The following is a 20,376-nucleotide window of genomic DNA, read 5'->3' as shown; positions in this document are numbered from 1 at the left end:
GGTGGCGTGTCCGGCGTTAGGGCAGCCGGAGGGCGGCGCGGTCGCTCAGGTCGACGACGAACGCGCGGGTGTCGATCCACGGGCCGCCGTCGACCCGGGTGAACAGCCGCACACAGCGGTGCTCTCCGCAGACGGCGGCCGGTCCCGAGCGGCCGGGCGGGCTGACGTACGTGCCGCCCACCACGGACAGGTGCGCGGGATCCGTGAGCGGCCGGCCGGTGGCCGCGCGGTAGTCCTGCCGCAGCCCGTCGCCGAGCGCGCCGTCCAGCAGGATGCCGAGGGCCTCGCGGGCCTCCGCCGCGGACGGCGGCGGCTGGGCGCCGGTCGTCCGCTCGGTGTGCTCCACGGCGCCCGAGGTGAGGTTCACCGTGCTGTGGACGAGCGTGTCGCGGCCGTAGTCGTACAGGTACACCTCGGCCCGCCGTGCGCCGCCCCCGTCGGCGAGCTGGATGCCGAGCACTTGCGGGGCCCCGGTACGGCCGTGCACGTCCCGGCTCGTGCTGCGCAGCGCTCGGTCGCCGGCCAGCACGAGCCGGGTGGCGCGCTGCTGTTCCTCGTCCGTGAGCGGGTCGTGGCCGGTGCCCACCCCGCCTGACGAGCCCGGGCCTGTGACGCTCGGTGCGTCTGAGGACGGTGCGGCGGAGGACGACGGTGCGGCCGTGGGGCGGTCGGCCCCGGTGGCGTTCAGCGGCAGGGTGACGGCGACCATCGCCGCCGTGGCGGTCACGGCGAGCGCCGCGCCGCCGAGCAGCCGCCGTGCGGTGGCTTTCATGACTCCCCCTTCTCATGGCTGTGCGACAGCCGGTCGATGGTGCGGATCGTGGTGTCGCGGGCCGCCCTCACCTGATCGAGCTCAGCGCGGTGCTGTTCGATCGCGGCCTTCTGATAAGCCGACTCGACCGCGAACCAGACGCCCACGAGGTCGGTGCGCGCCTTGCAGGCGACGTCCGCCCGTGCCTGGGCGATCTCCTGCGGGGACGGGCGCGCGGCATTCGCCGAGGGCACCTCGTCCATGGGGGTGGACATCCGGAAACCCCGGGCGTGCATGCACGCCGACCACGCCGAGAAGACCTTCGTGACCCGGGAGTCGGCCATGGACCGCTCGAAGCTGTCGGCCTTGATGCGGGCGACGATCCCGTCCGGGTCGGTGCCCGGCCCCTGTGCACCGCGGGCGCCGAGCAGCCGCTCGGCCTCGCCCAGGCATCCACCCTGCGGGACCGGCCGGCCGCGGTACGAGGTGAGGGGCGTGCCCGAGGTGTCCACCCCCGTGAGGACACCTCGGGCCGCCGGCGAGGGGGGCTTCGGCCTCGACTCCTTCGCGCCGGTGGCTCCCGCGGATTCGGCGGTGGGAGCGTGGTACCCCCAGATCCGGGCCTCCGCGGCGTCCGTGAGCCCGTACCGCCGGTACAGCACCGTGTACGCGTCCAGCGCCCCCCGCTCCGCCGCCGATCCGGCCGGCAACCGGGTCGCGGGCGGATACGGCACGGACAACCGCCGCATACAGGCCCGTACGGCCGCGTCGCTCACCTGGTCGAAGTCCAGCGCCTGGTGAGGGGCCAGCATGTAGCGCTCGACGGGCAGATGGAGGCGTTCCACCCCGACGGTGCGCGGTATCCCGCCCAGTGCGGGCGGCTCGGTCTGCTCGGACGACGGGGACGAGCAGGCGGCCGAGGCCGCCAGCAGCAGCGCGCCGCCGGCGATCGCAGCTCGCCGTAGTCGTCGTGCTCGTCGTACTCGTCGTACGGAGGTGGGAGTGCAGACGTGCACCATGGCCATCGCTTCCTCGGAAGGCGGTGCCCCGCCCAGGACGGGGCACCGCGTGATCACAGGACGGACCGGCTCAGTGACCGATACCGGGGCAGCGGGTGTGGTCCGAGACGGCGATCGACGCCTCGTTGTTGCGCAGCCAGCTGGTGAAGTTCCCGCCCTTGTACGGCGAGAGCCAGTTGGAGTCCCCGCGGTAGTTCGGGGAGTACCAGATGCCCACGTTGCATCCGGTGCCGTTCTGGGCGGAGGCGGCGTTGTTGCGGACCTTCAGGCCGTGGCCCGCCCGGGTGCCGGTGAACTTCTTGGTGCCGAGGTCGCCGATCTTCGTCACCGTGCTCCGGTACGGAGCGTTCTTGGCGTCGGGCGAGTAGTACAGGCAGAACGTGTACGGGCTCGCGGCGTCGCAGTCGGACTTGCTGTTCCAGCTGGAGATGTTCGCGCTACGGGCGTCTGCGTGCCCGGCCAGCGCGCCCAGCGCCAGCGCCGCGGTGGCCATGAGCACTCCGGCCCGGGTCGTCGCCCTCATCGTCATCGTCATGTTCGCCCTCTCCTGGCGTCTGCGTGTCGGGATCCGCAGGATGCGGAGCGGCCCTCGCAGCGAGGCCCGTGGAGACGAGTTCAGCGGCCGGCGCGTTGTTCAGCAGCCACCGATCGCCACCCTGAACAATCCGAAGATGCCTGGTAGTTGGCAGGGAGCCGCCTTGCGTGGGCCCCGGCGGCTCCCTAGGGTGGCGGCGTCCAAGGGGGGCCTACGCCGCGAGCGCGCAGGCGGATGACGGGGGGAGACGGGACGGAATGGGCCGTCGGGAGACCCCTGTCGATCCGGCCGCCGGACCGGTGCAGCGCTTCGCCTACGAACTGCGCAAGCTCCGGCAGGAGGCCGGCGGCATCACCTACCGTGAGCTCGCCCGCCGGGCGCACTACTCGGTGACCGCGCTCTCCCAGGCCGCCGCCGGCGAACAACTGCCCTCCCTCCAGGTCACCCTGGCCTACGTCCGGGCCTGCGACGGAGACGAGCAGGAGTGGGAGCGGCTCTGGCAGGAAGCGGACCGGGAGGTCCGGGACGCCGCAGCCCGTGCGGACGACGGCGCCGAGCCGCCGTACCAGGGCCTCGCCCGGTTCGAACCCGACGACCACGAGCGGTACTTCGGCCGCGACCGACTCGTCACCGACTTGACGCACCTGGTGCGCGACCGGAGGTTCACCGCGCTCTTCGGCCCCTCCGGAAGCGGCAAGTCCTCGCTCCTGCGCGCCGGACTGATCCCCGCCCTGCGCACCGAACCCGAACTGGCCGCGATCCGCATCCTCACCCCGGGCGACCACCCGGCCCGCACGCACGCCGCCGCACTCCGGCCCGCGGAGACGGGCGACACCGTGATCGTGGTCGACCAGTTCGAGGAGGTCTTCACCCTCTGCCGGGACCCGGACGAACGCAGGGAGTTCATCGACCTGCTGCTCGCCGCACGGCAACCCGACTCCCGGCTGCGGGTCGTCGTCGCCGTACGCGCGGACTTCTACGGGCGCTGCGCCGAACACCGCGGCCTCGCCGACGCCCTCGGCAACGCCGGCCTGCTGGTCGGCCCGATGGACCCCGCCGAGCTGCGCGAAGTGATCGTCAAACCGGCCCAGGCCGCGGGCCTCATCGTCGAACGCACCCTGACCGCCCGCCTCGTCGACGAGATCACCGGCGAACCGGGCGGCCTGCCGCTCCTGTCGCACGTCCTGCGCGAGACCTGGCGGCGCCGCCGCGGCCGGGCGTTGACCATGGAGGCGTACGAGGCCGCGGGCGGCGTCCACGGCGCCATCGCCCAGACCGCCGAAAACGTCCACGCCGGACTCTCCGCCGAACACGCCGAGCTCGCCCGCCTCGTCCTGCTGCGGCTGATCGCCCCCGGCGAGGGATCCCAGGACACCCGCCGCCCGGTGGACCGCTCCGAGCTCGACTTCGCCGACGGGGCCGGCTCCGCGGACGTCTCCCTCGTCCTGGACCGCCTGGCCCGCGCCCGGCTGATCACCCTCGACCACGACACCGTCGACCTCGCCCACGAGGCGCTGATCACCGCCTGGCCGCGGCTGTCCGGCTGGATCGACGAGGAACGCGAACAGCTTCGCGTGCACCGGCGGTTGACCGAGGCGGCCCGCGCCTGGGACGAACTCGGCCGCGACACGGGCGCCCTGTACCGCGGCACCCGGCTCGCCGCGGCCCAGGAGCAGCTCGCCGAGGCCTCGCTCACCCCGCTGGAGCGGTCGTTCCTGACCGCGAGCGGCGCCGCACGCAGGGGTGAGCTCCGCCGGCGGCGCGGGCTGGCCGGTGCCCTCGCGGTGCTGGTGGTGCTCGCCCTCGTCGCCGCAGTCGTGGCCTGGCAGCAGGGCCGGACCAGCGACCGCCGCCGGGTGGAGTCCGAGGCCCGCCGCGTCGCCGAGGTCGCCGACAGCATGCGGTTCTCCGACCCGGTCACGGCGATGAAGCTCAGCGTGGCCGCGTGGCGGCTGGCCGACACGACGGAGACACGATCGGCGCTGATCGGGGCGATGGCCCAGCGGGAGGAGGACGTGTTCACGGTGCCGGGGGCGGATTCGGGCCCCAACGACCAGTCCAGCAACGAGGTGCGCCGACTGACGGCGGACGGTGGGTCCGTGGTGTCCGTCACGGCGGACCGGGTACGGATCTGGGACCTGCGCACGCACCGACTCACGCTCTCCGCACGGGGGCCCGGAAGCCTGATGGACGCCGGCTTCCCGGCCGATGTCGGCCCGGACGGCCGGACACTCGCGGTCTCGACCGGCGAAGAGATCAAACTGTGGGACGTACGGACCGCGCGGGTGACGGGGACCCTCGCCGGCGTGAGCCCGCTGGCAGAGGCGTCCTTCAGCCTCGACGGGCACACCCTCGTCGCGGAGGACTGGAGCCAGGACGGGAACCAGTCCGTCCAGGTCTGGGACCTGCGCAGCCGGCACCGGATGCTGCGGATCCAGGAACACGGCGAGGAGATCCTGCAGTCCGCCGCACTCAGCCCCGACGGCCGCACACTCGCCCTGTGCACGGCCGAGCGCGGACTGGAGATCTGGGACACGACGCGTGGCCGGAAGGCGTCCGCGCCCTGGGCGGCGCGGGTGCGCCACGACGACTGCGGCTCGGATGCGCTCGCCGTCTCACCGGACGGCCGGACGCTCGCATTCCTCGTCGAGGACGGCATCCGCCGATGGGACCTGCGCACCGGGCGGAAGCTGACCACCCTGGAGGCGGACCAGCCGAGCGATGTGCGATTCAGCGCGAACGGCGACTTCCTCGTGGCCATGGGGACCCGAGCGCTGCTCATGTGGCGGTCGGCACACCAGGACACGCCGGTGCTGACCCACCGGCTGCCGGCCGGGTCACTCGGTGACCTCGCCTTCGACCGGACGGCAGGAGCCGTGCGCTATCTCAACGAGGCCGGGACCGTGGTCCGGTCGCTGGCCCTGGGACGGTCGACGACGAGCCGGTGGGAGAAGCAGCTGACCTACACGGCGCAACTCTCCGGTGACGGCCGGGTACTGGCCCGCTTCCGCACGGTGGACGGCGCCCTGAGGCTCCAGGTCGTGGACACCCACAGCGGGAGGGTCGTCTTCGAGCCCCCGGAAGACACGTGCCCCGCCCTGGAGCGCGAGGACGGGGTGAACTGCGCCGACCTCATGGCGCTCAGCCCCGACGGCAGATACGTCGCGTACAGCCGGGGCTGGGACACCGCCGGGCAGGGTTCTGCGAGCCGGGTGAGGGTCACCGTCTGGGACGTCCGGACCCGTCGCGCCCACACCACGGTCGGAATCCGCCCCGAGGAGGGGGCGTTCGGCGTCAGCGGGCTCGCCCTCGACGCCCACGCCCGCACCCTGGTGGTGTACCGGGCCACGGACCCGCTGTCCGCCGAGGTCTGGGACCTGAGCGGCAGGAAGCGCGTGCGCTCGGTGCGCGGCGGGCAGGTCACCGGTTCCACCAGTTTCAGCTCCTCCGGCGTCACCGTGGCTCTGCACCCCGCCGGAGACAGGCTGGTGACCTCGGAGGGCGTGGTGGCCGAACTACGCGCGGGAGGAGGGGTCGAGCCTCGCCTCCTCGGTGAGGACACGACCGCGGCCGCGGCCTTCAGCCCCGACGGCAGGTATCTGGCCGCAGGCGACCACCTGGGCCGGGTCACCCTCTGGAACGGCACACTCCGCAAGCGCCTCGGTGTGCTGGACGGAAACTCCTCGGACGCCGAGGCGGACACGGTGGGCTCGGTGAGCGCGCTCGCCTTCTCCCACGACGGCGGCACCCTGGCGGTCGCCGGGGACGCCGGCACCGTGCAGCTCTGGGACGTCGCCTCCTCCCGGCTCCTCGGCTCCACGCTGCCGACGCCGGGCGATCAGGCGCTCGCACTCGCCTTCAGCGCCGACGACGACACCTTGTACGCCGCCGGCATGAACGTCCCCGTCCAGAAGTACGACCTGACCCCCGAGCACCTGGTCACCACGGTCTGCGAGCGCGCCGGTTCAGGCCTCTCCCGGTCCGACTGGAGGACCTACCTCCCGAACATCCCCTACCGTCACACCTGTTGATCCCCCGGCGCCCCGTCCAGCCGGTCCTGAGCCGCCGCGAGGATCTCGGTGACCCGCAGGCCGAACGCGGCGTCGCAGGCGTGCGGGCGGCCCGTGCGCGCGGCGGCGAGCAGGGCGTCCGCGGCGCGGGCGAGGGCGGGCACCGCCCCCTCCGCACTCCTCGGCAGCAGCGACACGCCCGCCTCGCCCCGCAGTTCGAGGTCGGCCCCGGCCGCCGCCGGCGGTGCCGTCAGGCTCAGGGTGAGCGTGCTCGACGCGCCCGTGGCATGGTCGAGCACGAGGTGCACGGTGTCGGAGGGGCCGTGGGCCGCCGCCAGGACCTGCCGTACGTCGCCGAGGACCGGCAGCAGCACGGACAGGGCGTGCGGCCCCACGTCCCACAGGGCGCCTTTCTCCCGCCGCCAGGGGGAGGCCGCGAAGGGGCTGTCGCTCGTGAACACCGCCCCCAGCCACTGCGCCCGCGCCGTGAACCAGCCCGCCTCGGCGGCCTGTTCCTCGATCCAGGCCTCCGGCTCCTGCTGGAAGCGTGTGGTGAAGAACACAACCGAGGCCACCCCGGAACGCTCCGCCGCCTCGGCGACGGCCCGTGCCTCGGCGACCCCCAGCGCCAATGGCTTGTCCAGCAGCAGATGGCGGCCCGCCCGCGCCGCGCGCAGCGCCAACTCGGCCTGCACGGACGGCGGAAGCGCCACCGCCACCGCGTCCACATCGGCGAGCAGCGCGTCCACGTCGCCGTACGCCCGCACGCCATGCTGCTCCGCCAGCGCGGCGGCCGCCTCCGGGCGGCGGCCCCACACCCCGGCGAAGTCAAAGCCGGTGTGCCCGGCGAGGGCGGGGGCGTAGGCCGCCCGGGCCCAAGGGCCCGTGCCCAGCAGTCCGATGCGCATGTCGCGTTCCCCTCTCCGGACCGGTCGCCACGGCATCACGATGCCGAGCCCCGGTCGACGCCGACGTACGGCGCTGCCGGGTCCCCGCGCCCGGCCAGCCACCCTGCGATGGTTGCGGCGATCGGCTGGCCGGTGTCCATCTCGACGAAGCCGAACTGGCCGGACTGGTTGCACTCCAGGAACCACCAGATCCCGTCCGCGTCCTCCGCGAAGTCGAAGGCACCATAGGCGAGTTCTGCCTCCGTCATATAGCGGTGGACGGCCTCGGCCACGCGCGGCGGCACGTCCGCCGGGAGCCAGGGGGAGACCGACGGGGCGAAGCGGACGTCCACGTCGTCCGGGTGGCCGTCCGGGTCGGCCGGCTTGCGGGCCGCCAGCAGCCGGTCGCCGACGACCGTGAGACGGATGTCGGCCCGCTTCGGGACCCGCCGCTGCAGCAGGGTCGGCCCGAAGGCGACGGCCGAGAAGTCGGCGTCCGGCGCGACCCGGCTGGTGGGCACCGCCCGCGGCGGCTCCTGCGGATGCGCGCCGGAGACGGGCTTGACCACCAGGTCCGGGAACCGCTCGGCGAACTCCCGGGCCGCCTGCGGAAACGTCGTGATCAGCGTGGCCGGCACGGCGAGTCCGCAGCGCTGTGCGAGCCACAGCTGCCAGGGCTTGTGGCGGGCGCGGCGGGCCGCGTCCGGGTGGTTCATCCAGCGCGCGTCCGTCCATCGCAGCATGCCGAACAGCGCCTGGGACGACTCCTCCGTCAGCCAGGCGGACGGCTGGGCGGCGCGTACGGCCGCCTCACCCGGCCTGCGCACCCAGATGGAGCGCAGGCCGTTCATGCTCACCAGGCGCCCGCCGACGGACAGATGTCCACGGCAGGCGCCCTGCACGTACTCGCCCGACAGAGCCACTCCGTTGGTGAGGTCGGCGGGGTCGAGCCGGACGACGGGCACGCCGGCCTCGCCCAGCCGGAGGACCACCATGTCCGCCGTCACGTCCTCTTCACTGGTCAGGATGAGCACGGTCATCTTGCGCGGGCCGCGTTCAGTCGTCGAAGTGCGTCTTGGACCCGGCCGTGGAGGTTGTTGTCCCCAGTGCTCTCAAGGTCGCGTGGTCAGTGGCGGCGATCCGACCGTCCGAGAGGACGTTCAACTGCAGTCCGGAGTCGTACGCGTACGGAGTGGTGACGTCCAACTGCACAGCGGGCCGCGCGTAGTTGAGCGTGAACGGTTGCATGGTCTCTCCCTGATTCGGCTTTCACGTCCTTATACGAATCGAACGGGTGGTTGGTTTCCTTACGCTCCGTAACCGGGGTCCGGAGAGGGGTCGTTCGGGGGGCGTCAGGAAGGAGGACGACCCTCGGACGAGAGGAGTTGCGCGGTGCCGTTCATTCCGTGAAAGCTTCGCGCGCCGTGGCCAGAGCCTGTTCGGCGTAGCCGCGGCCGAACAGCACCGCGTGCACCAGCAGCGGGAAGAGCTGGTGCAGTCCGACCCGCCGTCGCCAGCCGTCGGCCAGCGGTGCCGCTTCCTGGTACGCGGCCAGCACCCGGTCCAGGTGGGGGCAGCCGAACAGCTGGAGCATCGCCAGGTCGGTCTCCCGGTGCCCGCCGTGCGCGGCCGGGTCGATGAGCCGGACCTCCCCGTCGGCACCCCACAGGACGTTGCCGTTCCACAGGTCGCCGTGCAGCCGGGCGGGCGGCTCGGCCGGCCCGGCCAGCTCCGGGAGCCGCTCGCAGACCCGCTCGATCACGGCGGCCTCCCCGGACCGCACGGTGCCGGCGTCGACCGCGCCGCGCAGGTACGGCAGTACACGGCGTTCGGCGTACCAGGTGGGCCAGTCGGCGCCCGGTGCGTTGGACATCGGCGCGAGGCCGATGTACGCCTTTTCGGGCCCGCCGGGCGGCGGCGCGCCGAACGCCGGTGCTCCGGCCGCGTGCAGGGCAGCCAGGGCGTGGCCGAAACGCAGCGCCGCCGCGCCGTCGGGACGCCCGGTCGGCACCCGCTCGGTGACCATCCACCGCTCGTCGTGGCCGAGCACCGCGGGCACCCGCACCGCACCCGCCGCGCCCAGCCAGCGCAGACCGGCCACCTCCGCGGGTACCGCGCCGGGGGCGTCGCCCCGCTTGACCATCACCGCCGTACCGCCCTCGAGCGTCACTTCGGCGGGCGACCCGGAGCCCGTCCGCGCAGCCGTGACCCGGCGCCCGGTGAGCCGGGACGCCACCTGCCCAGGATCCTCGTCTCGGTTGACCACGGCCTCAGCGTACGACCCCCGAATGAGGTTCCCCTGAAGGTGCTTCGACCGTTGATACGACTGTTTTCGGCCAAACCTAGGCAGTAACTACCCGTGTTGACGTCGTACGACTAGCGTGAGGGCGCCGCGTCGCCACACCAGGGGCACAGGGCCCTGCCGGGACTAGCGCGCGGCGGAGGAATACCTACGTGACCACAGCATCCGTGCTGATGGCCGACGTCTTCGAGGTTCAGCCCTACACCCCCCACTGCGAAGTCATCTTCGGCGAGGGCACACATGCCGTGATCGGTGTGTCCCCGGGCAACAGCTACTTCTCCGCCCGACGCCTGCACGACCTCGCCCGCTGGGGGCTGGACCACTTCGACAGGGTCGATTTCGTCTACACCGACCTGTACGTGGCCGAGATGTACGAGGCATCCGGCTACGCGCCGGACGAGGCCCGCCGCAAGGCGGTGAAGAATCTGCGGGGGGTACGGGCCAAGGTCCGCGACGCGGTGACCGCGGCCGACCCGGACGGCACCCGGCTCGACTGGCACCCGATGTCGGTCTTCAGAACCAACCCCGCCTACCAGGAGATCCACCGGCAGCTGAAGGACAGGCTGCAGTCCGACGGCGACTTCAGAGCCGTCTGCAACGCCCTGGTGAGCCGATTCCTGGAGGCCCGCGGGGAGGCGGCCAGCGAGCTGCAGCGCGAGGTGTGCCTGGAGTACGTGTGCGCCGAGGCCCCGCTGTTCCTCGACACCCCCGCCATCCTCAAGGTGCCCTCCTCCCTCAACTGCTACCACCAACTGCTCCCGATGGCCGAGCTGTTGTACTCCCGCGGCGCCGGTCTGCGCGCCTCCCGCAACCAGGGCCACGCCATCGTGACGCCCGCCGCCCCCGAAGGAGCCGCGGCATGACCACCGCCCCCGACGTCCGCCAGGACCTGCCCCTGCTGGACTTCCCCTTCTCCTGGGACGGCACCCGGGTGCCCGCCGAGGTCGAGGACCTGCGCACCGCCACCCCCGTACGGCGCGTGCGGACCATCGCCGGCGACGAGGCGTGGCTGGTGTCCTCCTACGAGCTGTGCGAACAGGTCCTGAAGGACGACCGCTTCTCCCTCAAGGACACCTCCGCGCCCGGCGTCCCCCGCCAGTACGCGCTCACGATCCCGCCCGAGGTCGTGAACAACATGGGCAACATCACCGGGGCGGGACTGCGCCGGGCGGTGATGAAGGCACTCAACCCCAAGTCGCCCGGCCTGATGGACTGGATGCGCGAGGACGCCCACCGCCTGGTGGACCTGATGGAGGCCGACGGGCCGACGGCGGATCTGCGCGGGGCGTTCTGCGAGCCGTACTCGGCCGGCATGCACTGCCGCATCCTCGGCATCCCGCAGACCGAGGCTCCGGCCTTCCTGCGCAGCCTCGACATCGCCTTCATGAACTCGCCCTGCCCGATCACCGGCGCGAGGATCAACTGGGACCGGGACATCGCCCGGATGGCCGCCCTGCTCGACGACCCGGCCACGCACGGCCTGATGGGCGAGCTGGCCGCCCTGCGCGAGGACCCCGACTACGCCCATCTGACCGACGAGATGCTGGCCACCGTCGGTGTCACCATGTTCGGTGCCGGCACCATCTCCACCTCCGGCTTCCTTGCCATGGCCCTGGTCTACCTGCTCACCCACCCCGTGGCTCGTGACCTCCTCAGGGACCGCCCCGACCTGATCGGCCCGGGCGTGGAGGAGCTGCTGCGGGTGAACCTCTCCATCGGCGACGCGCTGCCGCGCCTCGCCCTGGAGGACACCCGGCTCGGCGACGTCGAGGTCCGCAAGGGCGACCTCGTCCTGGTTCTGGTGGAGGGCGCGAACCTCGACCCGGAGAAGTTCCCCGACCCGCACCGCTTCGACATCCACCGCGACAACACCGCGGACCACCTCTCCTTCGGCGGCGGCGCCCACTACTGCCCCGCCACCGCCCTGGGCCGCGTCCACGCCCGGATCGCCCTGGAGGTCCTGCTCGACCGCCTGCCGAACCTCGCGCTCGCCGTGCCGCCCAGCCAACTCGTGTGGCGCACCGGGTTCATGAAGCGGATCCCCGAGCGGCTGCCGGTGACCTGGTAGCCCCGAGGCCCTCCGTACGTTCCGTACGGCGTCCCCGGCCCGGCACCCCGGGCGGGGACGCCGACGTATGCAGCGGTCAACGCCCCGCAAGCCGCTACCGGGTCAGCCCCACCGGGTTTCCGGGCGGCAGCAGCCCCGCTTCCTCGACGGTGCGGGCCAGCGGTTCCAGCAGCTCGGCGAGGCGTGCGGTGTGCTCCGCGCCGAGCGCGGTCCAGGGGTGCTCGGCCGCCTCGTCGGTCCGGTCCTCGACCAGCGCGCGCCCGGCCACGCCTGCGGGGGTCAGTGATCCGTCCTCGGTGAGGAAGCCCCGCTCGCGCAGGGCGGCCTCGGCCGCCTCCCAGTCCTCGGGCGCCCACTTGCGGGTCTCGCGCAGGAAGGCCCCGTCCGACTCCCCGGCGGCCGCCTTGAGCACCATGGCCTCGACCGGCCCGAGCCCCAGGCCCACCAGGACCGCGACATGCCCGTCGCCCCGGTGCTCGCGCAAGGTCGTCACGGCCTGCCACAGCCGCACCGTCGGCCGCTCGGGCCGCCCCAGCGCCTGGTTCGCCGCGGCCAGGACCCGTCCCGGCGTGTCCGCCGCGGCCGCCGCCTCCCACGCGAGATCGGCCGCCTCCGCAAACTCCGCCGACCCTGTCACGTCCGGCCCGAACAGGCGGGTCATCGACGCGTCCATGGCCTCCCACCGGGCCGCCAGCACCTGGTCCGGGGCCGCGTACCCCCAGGCGTCGGGCAGTGCGCGGGCCACCCGGGCGGGGTGGAAGACGTAGAAACAGCTCGTCACCACGGACGGGGACACCGCGCCGAGCGGGGCCGCCCGCAGCGCGAAGTACCCCATCCAGAACCCGCGCATCCCCAGCTCGTCCGCCGCCTGCCGCGCCTCGGGCGCGAAGTAGACGAGGTCGTGCACCGGCTCGTAGCGCTCCCACATCCGCCGCGCCGTCCCGCCCGTCACCGTGTCCTCCCACCGCCTCGGCCTGCGTGTTGTCGGCACCAGCCTGCTCTATGACTGCTGTCATAACAAGCGGGTACGGCTCACATCTCCGGCCGAGTGCGAGCGTGGTCCCGCTCGCCCGTCACCGGGACCCGGTGCGGACGCGTCCGACGGCATTGCCGAGCAGGTCCGTGAACCACACCTCGCGATCGGGACCGGCGGTGATGCGGAACGGCACCTGGTCCGCACCCCCCTGCACCGGGAAAGCGCTGATCCTTCCCGTCGCGTCGACCCGCCCGATCCGGCCGCCCTGATCGGCGAACCACACCTGCCCGTCCGGCCCGACGGCGATGCCGCTGGGGTCGCTGTCCGGGGCGGGCAGCGGGAACCGGGTGACGTGTCCGGTGGGGCCGATCCGGCCGACGGAGTGCGAGCCCGACGTGGTGAACCACATCCCGCCGGGGCCGGCCGCGATGTCGTCCGGGACGTCGGAGGGGCGGAGCAGCGGATACTCGGTGATCCGCCCGGTGGGGCCGATCCGCCCGATCCTGCTGCCGGTCAGTTCGGTGAACCACAGCGCGCCGTCCCGGCCGGCCGCGATGGAGTAGGGAGAGGCGCTGGGCGTGGGGACCGCGTACTCGGTGATGCGGCCCGCGGTGGTGATCCGGCCGATCCTGTTGCCGTTCTCCTCCGTGAACCACAGGGCGCCGTCCGGCCCGGGCGCGATCCCGGCCGGGAAACTGTCCGGCGTCGGCACCGGGAACTCCCTGAGGTGTCCGTCGGTGGTGATCCGACCGATCCTGTTCGCCTTCCCTTCCGTGAACCACAGCGCGCGGTCGGGGCCCATCGCGATGGCGAAGGGGAGGCTGTCCGGCCTCGAGGTGGGGAAGTCGGTGACGGTGCCGTCGACGCTGATCCGCCCGATCCGGCCGACTCCGGACGCCGCGAACCACAGCGCGCGGTCCGGTCCGGCGGTGATGCCGGCGGGGAGGCTGTCGGCCGTGGTGGTGATCGGATACTGCGTCACCTCGTCGGTGTCCGCCCGGGCAGGGGCGGTGACGGCGGCGACGCCGATCAGGGCACCCAGCGACGCCGTGAGCAGGCGGCGGCCGCCGCGTCTGAGCAGGGCCGTGCCGGACATGGAGCGGCTCCTTCCCGGCGGGGCGAGGGACGGGAGCGCCGCCGCAAGGTGAGGGATCGTCGGACTCAGGCTATGGATGCCCCCGCAGCCGTACGACCGGATGGACCCGGAAGGGGGACGGCGGCTCCACCGGGCGTGAGACCCGTATGCACAGCCCCTCGCTGTCACAAGCATTGACGCGCCCCGCACGCACCTCTACTTTCTGACCGATTTACCGAACTGTGTTCGAAATACCGACAGTGCCGGAGCCCCGGGAGACCTCATGAGCGCAACCCCCCACCGCCAAGGCCTGCCCTCGCGCCGGCTGTTCCTCGGCATGGCCGCCGCCGTGCCGCTGGCCGCAGCGACCGACCTGACCCTGAGTGTCCGCCCCGCCCAGGCCGCGGACTCCGCCTACGTCATGGGGTACTTCACCGAGTCACCGAACGGCACCGGCACCGACTACGGCCTCCACCTCGCCGTCAGCACGGACGGCCTGCGCTGGATGCCGCTGAACCAGAACAACCCCGTGGTCACCCCCACCGAAGGCGCCGGCGGTCTGCGCGACCCGTTCATCCTGCGCAAGCAGGACGGCACCTTCGTCGTCCTCGCCACCGATCTCAAGGGCACCGACTGGAGCTACGTCAGCCAGTACATCCATGTCTGGGACTCCGCCGACCTGCGCACCTTCACCGGCTACCGCCGCCTGAAGCTGCACGACATGAACACCCACAGCTGGGCCCCGGAGGCCTTCTGGGACGCGGGACGGGGGCGGTACGGCATCATCTACTCGTCCGTGAACTCCAGCGGACACAACGTGATCATGGTGAACCACACCACCGACTTCCGGACCGTGTCCTCTCCGCAGGTCTTCTTCGACCCCGGCTACGACGTCATCGACGGAGACCTGGCCGTGGGTGTCGACGGCGTCAACTACCTCTACTTCAAGAGCAGTTCGGCACAGGCGCTGGTCGGTGCGAAGTCCGCCTCGCTCGACCCGGGCAGCTTCGCCGTCTTCAGCACCCCGGTCCGCCACGGCGGCACCGAGGCCCCCATCCTCGTCAAGTCCCGGACCTCCGACGACTGGTGGCTGTGGGGAGACACCTACACCCCCAACGGCGTCTTCTACGCCTGGCAGAGCACCGACCTGGCCTCGGGTACCTGGAGCGCCCTCGACCAGCGCACCTACACCCAGCCGGTCAACTCCAAGCACGGCACCGTCCAGCCCCTCACCACCACCGAGTACACCAACCTCGTGGCCAAGTGGGGCGCACCCGCCTGGAACCGGCTCAAGTCCTACAACCACCCGGACCGCTACATCCGCCACGCCGACTTCATCGGCCGGATCGACGCCTACCCCTTCGACCCGTACACCGACTCCCAGTGGAAACTCGTCCCCGGCCTGGCCGACAGCGCCGGCGTCTCCTTCCAGTCGGTGAACCACCCGACCCGCTACCTGCGCCACTACGCCTACCAACTGCGCCTCGACGCGAACGACGGCACCTCGACGTTTGCCCAGGACGCCACCTTCTACCGGACCGCAGGCCTCGCCGACGCCGGCTGGGCGTCGTTCCGCTCGTACAACTACCCCACCCGATACATTCGGCACTCCGACTACGTCCTGCGCATCGACCCGATCTCCACGAGTACGGACCAGCAGGACGCCACGTTCTTCGTGGGCTACTGAGGCCCGGCGCCGGATCCGGCGCCGGGGAGGGGTGTGAGGGGTGCGGCCGTGACCGTCGGCGCGTCACTCGTGCGGTCCCTGCTGCGGGAGCAGCACCCGGATCTCGCCGGGCACCCCCTGCGCCCGGTACCGGCCGGCTGGGACAACCAACTGTGGCGTCTCGGTGAGGAGCTGGCGGTACGACTGCCGCGCACCCCGCGCGCCCCCGCCCTGCTGCTCAAGGAGCGGCAGTGGCTGCCCGGGCTGGCCCCACGGCTGCCGCTGCCGGTACCGCTCCCGGTGCGGACCGGCGTACCCACGGCCGGGTTCCCGCAGCCGTGGGCCGTGGTGACCTGGGTCCCCGGAGAGCCCGGCGACCGCTCGCCGGTCACCCGGGGCGAGGACGCCGCCGACCGGCTGGCCGGGTTCCTCCGGGCGCTGCACGCCGACGCGCCCGCCACGGCTCCGGACAACCCCGCACGCGCCGCGCCCCTCTCCCGCCATCGGGAGGTGTTCGAGGAGCGGCTCCGGGACGTCGCGGCCACGCTGCCCGAGGCGGACGTCACCGATGTGCGCTCCGTCTGGGAAGAGGCGGTGGCGGCGCCCGGAAGGCGAGGGGCGCCGACGTGGCTGCACGGCGACCTCCATCCGGCCAATGTCGTCGTCGCGGACGGCACCCTCGCCGGCGTGATCGACTTCGGCGACCTCTGCGCGGGTAACCCGGCGGTCGACCTGGCGGCCGGCCGGCTGCTCCTGCCCGAAGGGGCGTGCCCGCGCTTTCTCGGGGCGTACGGGCAGGTCGACGAGGCGACGATCCGGCGCGCCCGCGGCTGGGCCGTCCTGCACGGTCTCGTCCTCATGTGCATCGGCCGGGCGTGGGAACGAGGACTGCCCGGTGGACAGCCGGCCTGGGGGCCGCGGGGCGGGCGGCGATCGGGCGGGTGCTGGCCGACCGGCGTGCCACCGGGTGAAGGGTGCTGACCCGGATGGGGGGCGTCTCGGCGTGTCGCTGGGACAGACGGGTGGAGCGTTGACCCGGCTGGGCGGCCCGGATGGTGCGCGGCAACCGCCTGCCTGACGGTGGTTCATGCCGAGGCCGGGTCGATTCAGCCGATGCCGTATCCGCTGCCCGGCCACGGCGGAAGGAACTGATATGCGTTCTGCCCGCATTCTGCTCGCCACGGCGGCCGCCACCGCCGCCTTCTCCTTCGCCACACCCGGCGCGGCGTTCGCCGTACCGGCGGCGGACGACGGCGGCCGTGACGACTCGTCGTACAGCAGGGACGACGACAGCGGTTCCGGCCGTGACAGTGACTCCGGCCGTGACAGCGGTTCCGGCCGCGACAGCGACTCCGGCCGTGACAGCGACTCCGACCATGACAAGGGCTCCGGCCGCGATCACGACACGGGGTCGGACAGCGACCACGACAACGACTACAGCACGGACCGCGACAACGGCGGCAGCCACGACTCGCCGCGCGGCGGAATGCACACGGGCGGCGGTGCCCTCGCCGCCGTGCGCGGTGACGACGACTGGAGCTCGAACAGCGACGACAGCCGGTTCGACCCCGAGACCTACAAGGACAAAGGCGACGGCGGGGGGAAGGAGAACGGCGGAGGGAAGGACGACGGCGGAGGAAGGGACGACGGCGGGAGCGACAGGGACGACTGGAGCGGCGGCGGCGACCACGACAAGCCGCGTGGCGGTATGCACACCGGAGGCGGCGCCCTCGCGGAGCCCGGTGTCACCGCGGGCGGGCTGGCCGTGCTCGCGGTCGGCGCCACCGGCGCGTACGCCCTGCGCCGCAAGAAGACCGCCGAGCCGGCGAACTGACCGGCCCCGCCATGCCAGGGATGCGGCCGCCGCCGGCGCACACCGTGCCGGCGGCCCGCCCCCCAAGCCCCGGGCCTGAGCCCCGAACTGTGAGCCCCGAGCTCCGAGCTTCGAGCCGTGAGTTCCGAGCCCCCAGCCCTGCGCCTTGAGTGGCGAGATCCGAGCCTCGATCCCCGTGCTGCCGTGCCCGAGTGAGGTGGTGTCCGATGGCAGCAGATCCCCCCGCCCAGCCCACCGACGAACCGGCGACGAACGGGCAGAGCCCCGGCCGCGGGCGGCTGACCCTGTGGGGCGTGGCGATCGTCGTCCTTGCCGTCAGCCTGTTCGGCGGCCACCACGGATCCGACGACACCCCGGACGCACCCAGCGCCTCGGGCGCGACCGGTGCCGCGCACACCGGTACCCAGGACTCCGCCCCAGCGCTGCCCCGCTCGGTGCCGATCCGCCTGCTGATCCCGAAGATCGCCGTGGACGCTCCCTTCGCCGCCCTCTCCCTCGGCGCCTCGGGCCAGATCCAGCCCCCGCCGTCGGACAACACCAATCTCGTCGGCTGGTACGCCGAGGGCGCCACGCCCGGCGAGGCAGGCACCTCGATCATCGCCGGGCACGTCGACACGGTGACCTCACCGGCCGTCTTCGCCAACCTCGACCGACTGGAGCCCGGCGACCGCTTCTCCGTCGACCGCGCGGACGGGCGGAGGGCGACCTTCGTCGTGGACGACAAGGAGACCTTCGCCAAGGACGACTTCCCCAGCAAGAAGGTGTACGCCGACACGGCACGCCCCGAGGTCCGGCTCATCACCTGCGCGGGCGACTACGACCACTCGGTGCGGGACTACACCGACAACCTGGTGGTCTTCGCCCACCTCGTGTGAGGCCTGCGCCGCCCGGTACGGGTCACTCGGCGCGGTCCGTGAAGGGGCCGCCCGGGGCGAAGGCCAGCGCGGCGAAGCGCTCGCCGATGCGGCGGTGCGTGGCGGCGTCCGGGTGGAGGTCGTCGGGCAGCGGCAGTTCGGCGACGTCGTCCGCCCCGTAGAGGTCACGGCCGTCGAGGTAGGACAGCTGCGGGTCCTCGACGGCCCGCTGCCGCACGATCCGGTCCAGCTCCGCCCGGACGACCTCCAGGGTGAGCTTGCCGTACGCCCGTTCCGCCGGATCGCCTGCGGCCCGGAACCGCAACCGCCCGTCGCTCAGGGCGTCGAGGTCCGGGGCGCTCGGGCCCGGCGTGTCCTCGTGGATGGGGCACAGGATCGGCGAGACCACGAGCAGCGGGGTGTCGGGATGGCCCTCGCGGACGGTGTCGAGGAAGCCGTGCACCGCGGGGCCGAAGGCGCGCAGCCGCATCAGGTCGGTGTTGACCAGATTGATGCCGAGCTTGACGCTGATCAGGTCGGCGGGCGTGTCGCGCAGCGTGCGCGCGGTGAACGGGTCGAGCAGGGCACTGCCGCCCAGGCCGAGGTTGATCAGCTCCACCCTGCCGAGCGAGGCGGCGAGCGCGGGCCAGGTTGTGGTGGGGCTCGCGGCCTCGCTGCCGTGGCTGATGGAACTGCCGTAGTGCAGCCACACCCTGCGGCCCCGGTCCGGCACCGGTTCGACGGGAGCGTCGGTGCGCAGGGCGACCAGTTCGGTGGTCTCGTTGTGCGGCAGCCAGATCTCGACGTCCTTCACCTCGGCGGGCAGGCCGGTGAAGCGCACGGTGCCCACCGGTCCGGGCCGCTGTTCGGCGGTGCCGGTGGTCATGTCGATCGTCAGCGTGTTGCCGCCGGTGACGCAGGCGCTGCCGGCCGGACGACCGTCGACGAGCAGGTCGTACAGGCCGTCGGGGCGGGCAGGGACGCCGACGTAGACCCGCTTGGTCGGCAGGGTGTCGAGTTCGACGGCGGTGGCGCGGGTGCGGAAGACGAGCCGTACGCCGGAGGGCTGGGACTCCACCATGTGCAGTTGCGGGTCGGCGCACTGGGCGCGGGCCCGGGCGGGCAGCCGGTGCGGCAGCAGCCCGTGTTCCGTGCGCTCCAGGTCGAGGGCGCCGCGTACGAGGTCGGCGGTGAGGGGGGTGGTGTGCATCATGTCGGCCTGCGTTCGGGGGAGTCAGGGGGTGGGCCACGTGCGCAGCAGGGAGTCGAGGGCATCCACGATCCGCGTCCACGACTCCTGCGAGTCGGGGGCGCTGTGGCTGAATCCGCCGGCCGCCTCCAGGCTGACGTACCCATGGAAGACACTGCCGAGGAGGCGCACCGCGTGGGTCTGCTCGGGCTCGGCCAGGTCGTAGCCGCGCAGGACGGCCCGGATCATCTGCGCATGCCGGGCGCCCGCGCTCGCGGCCGCCGTCTCGGGGTCCAGAGGGTGCCGGGCCGCCGTGTAGCGGCCGGGGTGGGCGCGGGCGTAGTCGCGGTAGACGTCCGCGAAGGCGCTGAGCGCGTCCTTGCCGGCCCGGCCGGCGAGCGCGTCGGCGGCGCGGTCGGCCAGCTCCTGGAGGGCGAGCAGCGCGATGCGCGTCTTCAGGTCCTGGGAGTTCTTCAGGTGCGAGTAGATGCTCGCGACCTTGACGTCGAACCGCCGGGCCAGTGCCGACGGCGTCACCTGCTCGAAGCCGACCTCGTCGGCCAGTTCCGCGCCCGCCCGGACGAGGCGCTCGGTGGTCAGGCCCGCTCGCGCCATGTGCATGCTCCCATCTGCCGAAAACAATTATGTATCTGCCTAAAGGCTTTAGGCAAATGGGAGAAGTGCGCGCGATGGCCTCGCAGCCGAAGCGGGAACACCCACTTTTTTGTGGGTACTTGGCAGCCCCGCCCCGCCGGGAGAGGCTGTTCTACGAGGTCAGGGGCTGCCGGGCAGGAGAACAGGAGGTGAGGTTGACAGTGCGTCAGGAGGCGGGCCGGGACTCGACGAGCCGCTCCAGGCGGCGGTGGCCCCAGTCGGACAGGGGACCCAGGGCCTCGGCCAGGTCGCGGCCGAACCCGGTCAACGAGTACACGGTCTTCGGCGGCAGCACGTCGTGCACCTCCCGGTGCACCAACCCGTCCGACTCCATCTCGCGCAACGCCTGAGTCAGCACCTTCTCGCTCAGCCCCGGCAGCCGGCGCCGCAGTTCGCCGGGCCGGTGCGGGCCGGACTCCAGCAGCCACAGCAGCGACGTCTTCCACTTGCCGTCGATCACGGCGATCGCGGAGGTCACTCCGCACACATTCGGATCCTGGGCACGGCTGCGCGTCATCCTCGTCCTCTTCGCTTCTCTGCCTGGCCGTTCGGCCAC

General features: G+C 72.7%; 19 protein-coding genes. 7 read left to right on the top strand and 12 right to left on the bottom strand.

Features of this window, described 5'->3' with window-relative positions; translation table 11 throughout:
• Positions 1-16: 16 nt before the first annotated feature.
• From ACZ5DS_RS19425 to ACZ5DS_RS19415, 3 genes are all read right to left on the bottom strand, one after another.
• Positions 17-772 carry a hypothetical protein gene (locus ACZ5DS_RS19425; RefSeq protein ID WP_468239904.1) on the bottom strand — a complete coding sequence of 252 codons (756 nt, stop codon included), beginning with the start codon at positions 770-772 and terminating at the stop codon, positions 17-19.
• On the bottom strand, positions 769-1,770 hold the full coding sequence (locus ACZ5DS_RS19420; protein ID WP_468239901.1) for a hypothetical protein: 1,002 nt from the start codon (positions 1,768-1,770) through the stop codon (positions 769-771). The genes ACZ5DS_RS19425 and ACZ5DS_RS19420 overlap by 4 nt, the downstream gene beginning before the upstream one ends.
• Before the next feature lie 70 nt (positions 1,771-1,840).
• On the bottom strand, positions 1,841-2,305 hold the full coding sequence (locus tag ACZ5DS_RS19415) for a hypothetical protein (RefSeq protein WP_468239898.1): 465 nt from the start codon (positions 2,303-2,305) through the stop codon (positions 1,841-1,843).
• Between the two features lie 257 nt (positions 2,306-2,562).
• On the opposite strand from ACZ5DS_RS19415, the gene ACZ5DS_RS19410 reads away from it, so the two are divergent.
• Positions 2,563-6,336 carry an nSTAND1 domain-containing NTPase gene (locus ACZ5DS_RS19410; protein WP_468239895.1) on the top strand — a complete coding sequence of 1,258 codons (3,774 nt, stop codon included), beginning with the start codon at positions 2,563-2,565 and terminating at the stop codon, positions 6,334-6,336.
• On the opposite strand, the gene ACZ5DS_RS19405 is transcribed toward ACZ5DS_RS19410, so the two are convergent.
• From ACZ5DS_RS19405 to ACZ5DS_RS19390, 4 genes are all read right to left on the bottom strand, one after another.
• A complete protein-coding gene (locus ACZ5DS_RS19405) occupies positions 6,324-7,223 on the bottom strand; it encodes a Gfo/Idh/MocA family protein (RefSeq protein ID WP_468239893.1) in 900 nt (299 codons plus the stop codon). The genes ACZ5DS_RS19410 and ACZ5DS_RS19405 overlap by 13 nt on opposite strands.
• Positions 7,224-7,258: 35 nt before the next feature.
• On the bottom strand, positions 7,259-8,242 hold the full coding sequence (gene tgmB, locus ACZ5DS_RS19400) for an ATP-grasp ribosomal peptide maturase (protein WP_468239890.1): 984 nt from the start codon (positions 8,240-8,242) through the stop codon (positions 7,259-7,261).
• Positions 8,243-8,258: 16 nt separating this feature from the next.
• Positions 8,259-8,450, bottom strand: coding sequence for a putative ATP-grasp-modified RiPP (gene tgmA, locus ACZ5DS_RS19395; protein WP_468239888.1), 192 nt, complete (start codon positions 8,448-8,450; stop codon positions 8,259-8,261).
• Between the two features lie 151 nt (positions 8,451-8,601).
• Entirely contained in the window at positions 8,602-9,438 is an 837-nt protein-coding gene (locus ACZ5DS_RS19390) for a fructosamine kinase family protein (RefSeq protein WP_468240347.1), read from the bottom strand.
• A gap of 218 nt (positions 9,439-9,656) precedes the next feature.
• Here ACZ5DS_RS19390 and ACZ5DS_RS19385 point away from each other — a divergent pair, with 218 nt between their 5' ends.
• Together ACZ5DS_RS19385 and ACZ5DS_RS19380 are read left to right on the top strand one after the other, a co-directional pair.
• Positions 9,657-10,367: a cyclodityrosine synthase gene (locus ACZ5DS_RS19385; protein WP_468239886.1), complete on the top strand. Its 711-nt coding sequence runs from the start codon at positions 9,657-9,659 to the stop codon at positions 10,365-10,367.
• Complete coding sequence (locus ACZ5DS_RS19380; protein WP_468239883.1) at positions 10,364-11,572, top strand: cytochrome P450; 1,209 nt, start codon at positions 10,364-10,366, stop codon at positions 11,570-11,572. The genes ACZ5DS_RS19385 and ACZ5DS_RS19380 overlap by 4 nt, the downstream gene beginning before the upstream one ends.
• 94 nt (positions 11,573-11,666) lie before the next feature.
• Here the strand turns inward: ACZ5DS_RS19380 and ACZ5DS_RS19375 are convergent, their stop codons facing one another.
• Positions 11,667-12,524, bottom strand: a complete 858-nt coding sequence (locus tag ACZ5DS_RS19375) for an SCO6745 family protein (RefSeq protein WP_468239881.1) — start codon at positions 12,522-12,524, stop codon at positions 11,667-11,669.
• A gap of 121 nt (positions 12,525-12,645) precedes the next feature.
• Positions 12,646-13,644: a Vgb family protein gene (locus ACZ5DS_RS19370; RefSeq protein WP_468239878.1), complete on the bottom strand. Its 999-nt coding sequence runs from the start codon at positions 13,642-13,644 to the stop codon at positions 12,646-12,648.
• 262 nt (positions 13,645-13,906) lie between these two features.
• Here ACZ5DS_RS19370 and ACZ5DS_RS19365 point away from each other — a divergent pair, with 262 nt between their 5' ends.
• From ACZ5DS_RS19365 to ACZ5DS_RS19350, 4 genes are all read left to right on the top strand, one after another.
• On the top strand, positions 13,907-15,310 hold the full coding sequence (locus ACZ5DS_RS19365; protein WP_468239875.1) for a glycoside hydrolase family 43 protein: 1,404 nt from the start codon (positions 13,907-13,909) through the stop codon (positions 15,308-15,310).
• A 48-nt stretch (positions 15,311-15,358) separates the two neighbouring features.
• Positions 15,359-16,270, top strand: coding sequence for an aminoglycoside phosphotransferase family protein (locus ACZ5DS_RS19360; protein WP_468239873.1), 912 nt, complete (start codon positions 15,359-15,361; stop codon positions 16,268-16,270).
• A 172-nt stretch (positions 16,271-16,442) separates the two neighbouring features.
• Positions 16,443-17,123, top strand: coding sequence for a hypothetical protein (locus ACZ5DS_RS19355; protein WP_468239870.1), 681 nt, complete (start codon positions 16,443-16,445; stop codon positions 17,121-17,123).
• Between the two features lie 206 nt (positions 17,124-17,329).
• Positions 17,330-17,998 carry a class F sortase gene (locus ACZ5DS_RS19350; protein WP_468239868.1) on the top strand — a complete coding sequence of 223 codons (669 nt, stop codon included), beginning with the start codon at positions 17,330-17,332 and terminating at the stop codon, positions 17,996-17,998.
• Positions 17,999-18,020: 22 nt separating this feature from the next.
• Here ACZ5DS_RS19350 and ACZ5DS_RS19345 read toward each other — a convergent pair whose 3' ends face one another.
• The 3 genes from ACZ5DS_RS19345 to ACZ5DS_RS19335 all read right to left on the bottom strand — a co-directional run bounded on the left by ACZ5DS_RS19345 (position 18,021) and on the right by ACZ5DS_RS19335 (position 20,337).
• A complete protein-coding gene (locus tag ACZ5DS_RS19345; protein WP_468240344.1) occupies positions 18,021-19,187 on the bottom strand; it encodes a GDSL-type esterase/lipase family protein in 1,167 nt (388 codons plus the stop codon).
• A 24-nt stretch (positions 19,188-19,211) separates the two neighbouring features.
• The gene (locus ACZ5DS_RS19340; protein ID WP_468239865.1) at positions 19,212-19,781 is read right to left on the bottom strand and encodes a TetR/AcrR family transcriptional regulator; all 570 of its coding nucleotides are present in this window, start codon (positions 19,779-19,781) and stop codon (positions 19,212-19,214) included.
• Between the two features lie 205 nt (positions 19,782-19,986).
• Positions 19,987-20,337: a winged helix-turn-helix transcriptional regulator gene (locus tag ACZ5DS_RS19335; protein WP_468239863.1), complete on the bottom strand. Its 351-nt coding sequence runs from the start codon at positions 20,335-20,337 to the stop codon at positions 19,987-19,989.
• Between the last annotated feature and the right edge of the window lie 39 nt (positions 20,338-20,376).

Source organism: Streptomyces sp. NPDC031100, from assembly GCF_055570785.1.
This window is presented reverse-complemented; position numbering and strand designations above follow the sequence as displayed.

Bases quoted from the DNA above. Each gene is read 5' to 3' on its own strand.
- ACZ5DS_RS19425 (WP_468239904.1), bottom strand. From the start codon at position 772: ATGAAAGCCACCGCACGGCGGCTGCTCGGCGGCGCGGCGCTCGCCGTG.
- ACZ5DS_RS19420 (WP_468239901.1), bottom strand. From the start codon at position 1,770: ATGGTGCACGTCTGCACTCCCACCTCCGTACGACGAGTACGACGAGCA.
- ACZ5DS_RS19415 (WP_468239898.1), bottom strand. From the start codon at position 2,305: ATGACGATGACGATGAGGGCGACGACCCGGGCCGGAGTGCTCATGGCC.
- ACZ5DS_RS19410 (WP_468239895.1), top strand. From the start codon at position 2,563: ATGGGCCGTCGGGAGACCCCTGTCGATCCGGCCGCCGGACCGGTGCAG.
- ACZ5DS_RS19405 (WP_468239893.1), bottom strand. From the start codon at position 7,223: ATGCGCATCGGACTGCTGGGCACGGGCCCTTGGGCCCGGGCGGCCTAC.
- tgmB (WP_468239890.1), bottom strand. From the start codon at position 8,242: ATGACCGTGCTCATCCTGACCAGTGAAGAGGACGTGACGGCGGACATG.
- tgmA (WP_468239888.1), bottom strand. From the start codon at position 8,450: ATGCAACCGTTCACGCTCAACTACGCGCGGCCCGCTGTGCAGTTGGAC.
- ACZ5DS_RS19380 (WP_468239883.1), top strand. From the start codon at position 10,364: ATGACCACCGCCCCCGACGTCCGCCAGGACCTGCCCCTGCTGGACTTC.
- ACZ5DS_RS19370 (WP_468239878.1), bottom strand. From the start codon at position 13,644: ATGTCCGGCACGGCCCTGCTCAGACGCGGCGGCCGCCGCCTGCTCACG.
- ACZ5DS_RS19365 (WP_468239875.1), top strand. From the start codon at position 13,907: ATGAGCGCAACCCCCCACCGCCAAGGCCTGCCCTCGCGCCGGCTGTTC.
- ACZ5DS_RS19355 (WP_468239870.1), top strand. From the start codon at position 16,443: ATGCGTTCTGCCCGCATTCTGCTCGCCACGGCGGCCGCCACCGCCGCC.
- ACZ5DS_RS19350 (WP_468239868.1), top strand. From the start codon at position 17,330: ATGGCAGCAGATCCCCCCGCCCAGCCCACCGACGAACCGGCGACGAAC.
- ACZ5DS_RS19345 (WP_468240344.1), bottom strand. From the start codon at position 19,187: ATGCACACCACCCCCCTCACCGCCGACCTCGTACGCGGCGCCCTCGAC.
- ACZ5DS_RS19340 (WP_468239865.1), bottom strand. From the start codon at position 19,781: ATGGCGCGAGCGGGCCTGACCACCGAGCGCCTCGTCCGGGCGGGCGCG.
- ACZ5DS_RS19335 (WP_468239863.1), bottom strand. From the start codon at position 20,337: ATGACGCGCAGCCGTGCCCAGGATCCGAATGTGTGCGGAGTGACCTCC.